Source organism: Fulvivirga aurantia (assembly GCF_009711475.1).
GTDB lineage: Bacteria > Bacteroidota > Bacteroidia > Cytophagales > Cyclobacteriaceae > Fulvivirga > Fulvivirga aurantia.
The window spans coordinates 1-4,353 of the sequence record NZ_SMMD01000590.1; the positions used below are offsets into that span (position 1 = coordinate 1).

Annotated in this window: 2 protein-coding genes; both read right to left on the minus strand. The window is 39.9% G+C overall.

Annotation, left to right across the window (positions count from 1 at the left end; all coding sequences use genetic code 11):
• A partial coding sequence (locus E1176_RS05185) for a hypothetical protein (RefSeq protein ID WP_155209505.1) occupies positions 1-1,302 on the minus strand: 1,302 nt, incomplete at its 3' end.
• A 9-nt stretch (positions 1,303-1,311) separates the two neighbouring features.
• Positions 1,312-4,353: FG-GAP-like repeat-containing protein (locus E1176_RS05190; RefSeq protein WP_155209506.1), on the minus strand; the 3,042-nt coding region annotated here is incomplete at its 5' end.

Here is a 4,353-nt window from a genome sequence, read left to right on the forward strand (position 1 = left end):
AGCGGTTGCACCACCTACATCGGCACTGACTTCGCCATTGGCGGGCGTACAGTCAGTCTGGTCTACAGTGAAAGTATTAATTGATGTGGGGCTGGTTAGGTTATCTGTTATTTCGATTTCCTCTTCAGCTGAGCAATTATCACTATTATCAGTAGCAACAACAGTGTAAAAACCTGCATCTAATCCCGTGATTGTGGCACCAAAGCCCAGGGAGTTAGCAGGTAATGTATTTTGACCATCAAACCACTCGAAGGTGTGGCCGGCTGTGCCACCATCAGCTGTGGCGGATAGGGTTCCATTTGGGTTTCCGGCATCACATGATGTTTGTTCATTATCTATCGTAATATTTACTGACGGGTTTGTGGTTAAATCATTTATAGTAACAGTAAGGGGATCAGAAATACATTTTGTGCTTTTTCGCTCAGCTGTGACAGTGTACTGACCTGCTGTTAGGTTAGTTATGGTTTCCTGATTGCCATAATCAGGACTTGGTTTTACAGAGCTCCCTATATACCAGTTAAACTCATATTTATTGCTATTTTCTCCGGCAACAAATGCGGTAATCTCTCCACCATTCAAATCGCTACAATCGGTAATTTCACTAACGATATTTGCCTGAACTGTTGGTATCTCACTTTCCTGCTCGACTACTTCAGTCAATGTGTTAGTACATCCGCTATTATCATCAGTGACAATAACTGTATATGAGTCTGCGCTCAGACCTTTTGCTTCATTTCCGATAGCAATTGTGTCTCCACCAATGTCACTGGTTTTAAACCATACGAAAGTAAAACAAACATTGTGTCTACAGTCCTGTATATTGTCGTGTGTGTGACCTCCACCGAAATCATACGAAACGCGAACTTCAATTTCACCATCATTTTTCTTACAATCTTTTACATCTTTTTTCTGATGTAAATTGATGGTGGGGCCAATGTTTGTTCTGTTAATGACAACTGTGACGGTATCTGTGAAATAATCTTCGTCATTTTTGTTCTCATCATTCTCTACAATAACCGTGTAGGTACCCTCTGCCATTTGAGTAAATGTACTTCCCACAAATACAGGAGCGCCAGAGGGCGGGTCACCCACATACCATGTAAAGGTATAATCTTCATCATCATCTTCGATATCTCCTTCGTCATCAACTATGTAGGCTCGGGCAGATCCATTGTCAGGTAAAGATTCATCACATTTATTATTATCCCGGAGTTTTATAACTTCGAGACGATCTGGATCATCTGCAAATGTGGGTAATGCAATTAGGTAAATTGAAAAAAATAAAAGTAGTCTATAAACCATAGTGTAAGCCTATCTAACAATCATCACAGTTCCTGTTGCAGCATTATCTCCACTGCATCTTATTACATAATAATAAACATCCTGATCAAGTGGTTGTCCTTCACTTAACCCGTTCCAGTCATTTATATATGGTTGGCTTTGATAAACAATTCTTCCGGTTTTGTTGAATATTATCACCTCACAATCCGGATAATTTTCAATGCCATCTATAATCCAAAAATCATCTATGCCATCATTATTAGGAGAAAACAATTTTGGAGCTGAGATGTCTATTCCATCCGGCTCATCACGTGTAACAAGTATTCTTATAGCCGATCTTGCCTGACAACCATTACTATCTGTACCAATAACATTGTAGGTAGTGGGTGAGTCCGGTTTCGCTATTACAATATTTCCTGCAGAATCACTTAAACTTAAACTTGGGCTCCACAAATATGTTTCAGCTCCACTAGCCGTAAGTATTGTCGAATCACCCAATGTAAGCAGGGTGTCGCTAGCTACAATTGTTAAAGATGGTAGGGGGTTAATTGTAGCATCCATTGATGCCGAGGCTGTACAACCACTTGAGTTACTTACATCGACAGTATAAGTGCCAGATGTGGTTACAAATATTACTGAGTCAGTTTGTCCTGAAGACCAACTGTAGCTTTCATAACCGCTGGTAGCACTAAGTCTAATGCTATCTCCTTCGCATACAGAAGTCTCATCTCTTTCTATTTCTACAGTAATTGCCGGGTTTACTTCAACCGTTTGATTGAATACATCTGAACAGGAGCCATAGGAAACAGTTAGCCCTACGTTGAATGTCGAAGCTGTATTATATACATGAACAGGAGAAATCTCACTTGATGTATTTCCATCATTAAAATCCCAACTATATGTGGCAGTGGCCGATGGGTCTACTTGTGAGGTGTTGGTAAAGGAAATATCTGTACCTACACAGGCAGTATTTGCTACACTGAATTCAGCAATAGGTGGGGTTAAAGATAGCGTAGTTAATACATTTGAAACTGTTGAACACCCATTTGTATTGGTTACTCTTAGTGAATAATTACCTGCTGATGTAGCATCATACTCGTTACTGTTGGCTCCGGCTATTGGAGAGCCATTTTCTAGCCACTGATAAGTTGCTCCGGTGCCAGCATTAAGCTGTTCTATAATTAAGGTAGCATCATCACCAGCGCAAAACTCGAGGGGCTCATCTGAAGTAATTTCGACACTTGGTGTATTTTGAATATCTACAAAAATAAATTCTGGTTCCCCGGTACAGTCACCATTTATTCCGAAAACAGTGTACTTACCAGCCGCAGCACTGCTTACATTAGTTATGTCAGGGTTTTGTAATGTTGACGTGAAACCGTTTGGTCCTGACCAAAAGTATGAGGTTGCATTAGTAGCGTTGGCAGATAGATTGAGTGTTTCGCCTCCGCAGACCGGTGAATTTGAACTACCGCTGGGTTTGGCAGGGATGGTACCCGGGTTGATTGTAACATTAATTGTATTGGAAGTACTAATACAAGTCCCAGCACTTGAAGTAGTGGTAACTTCATAGGCACCTGAAACTGTTACGTTTATAGAAGGGGTTGTAGCGAAATTGGCTCCGTCTTTTGTCCATTGATAAGTTGCATCTGTACCAGCTGGTGTAGACAGCCTTATATTTTGACCTACACAAGCTACTATATCATTTCCTGGAGTAATAATAGCCTCAAGACAATTGGTATTACGAAATACTGATATATTGCCATCACTACTGGTGAATACAATATCGGGCTTGCCTTCACCTGAAACATCAACAAATTTGACATTTCTATTGGGTTCAGAAGTATTAAGTGTGTTTAGAGCAAAGGTAGGAGAACCGGTTGTCGATGTATTAATTAATAATCCTATCTGATTATCGTTGCTTGTTGAGCCTACTAATATGTCGAGCTTTCGATCTCCATTGATATCACCCAGATCGACACCCCAAGGTCGGTCAATAACATTGATGTTTATTGGAGTGCCAAATGAAATATTATCTCCTGATGAGGTATTAGGAACGATCGATATTTGATCATTTAAGAACTGCGTAGCTATTATTTCTGGCAGCATATCATTATTGAGATCTCCAACTTTGATATTAACCAGGTTGCCCGGTAGGTCTACAAGGTTTGATTCACTAAAGTTGAGTGTACCACCTGCACTATTATTAATAAATACATATAGGTCACTCCCGATTACTGTAGAAGCTATTATATCGGTGAAGGAATCGTTATTTAGATCAACTAATGCAATAGCTCCTGTGTTACTGGCCCCGTTGGCTGAAAGAGCAAGTGATGATGCAAAACTTATATTTGAGCCCACAGTTGTATTTTTCAAGATACTTAACTGGTTGTTCGATTCATTAGTAACTATGAGATCTGGCTTGCCATCTTTATCAAGGTCATTAATCGCAATTTTGCGCGTGTTAGAGCCTGATGTATTAAAGAATTTTGCAGCTTCAAATGAAATATTTCCGAGTGTGCTGTTATTTCTCAAAACCAAAACCCGATTTGTATTTGTTCCGGATTTTGAAAAAACCAAATCTGGTTTTCCATCTCCGTCAAGATCACCACACGATGCACTTGTGACAGGTGAGTTTAAGTTAAAGTTAGATTCATCAAAATCTATGAGGGTAGGCGTGCTAATGTTTCTCAGTATACCAAACAAGTTTGTGTTGTTATTTGCTCCAATTACGTCAGCCAGACCATCGCCATCAAAGTCGCAGGCACAAAGGTCAATTAATCCATCACCTGAAGTGAATTTTTGTTGAGCGCCAAAATTGCTTATACTAAAATTTTCTGCCCCGAAGCTAAGCGTAAAATCGTGAGGTGAGTATGCTGTTTTTTGACTAGATAGACGAGTAACTGAGACTTTGTCATAAGTGGCGCCTGCAGGTACTTCACATACGATCTCATTGTCATTTATACTATTGATAGTAGGTGATTGTGTGCCTCCAAAGGAAACTACGATATCTGCGGCATTAGTTCCGAAGTTAGTTCCCACTATCGATACTCTACCCAATACATGATTTTT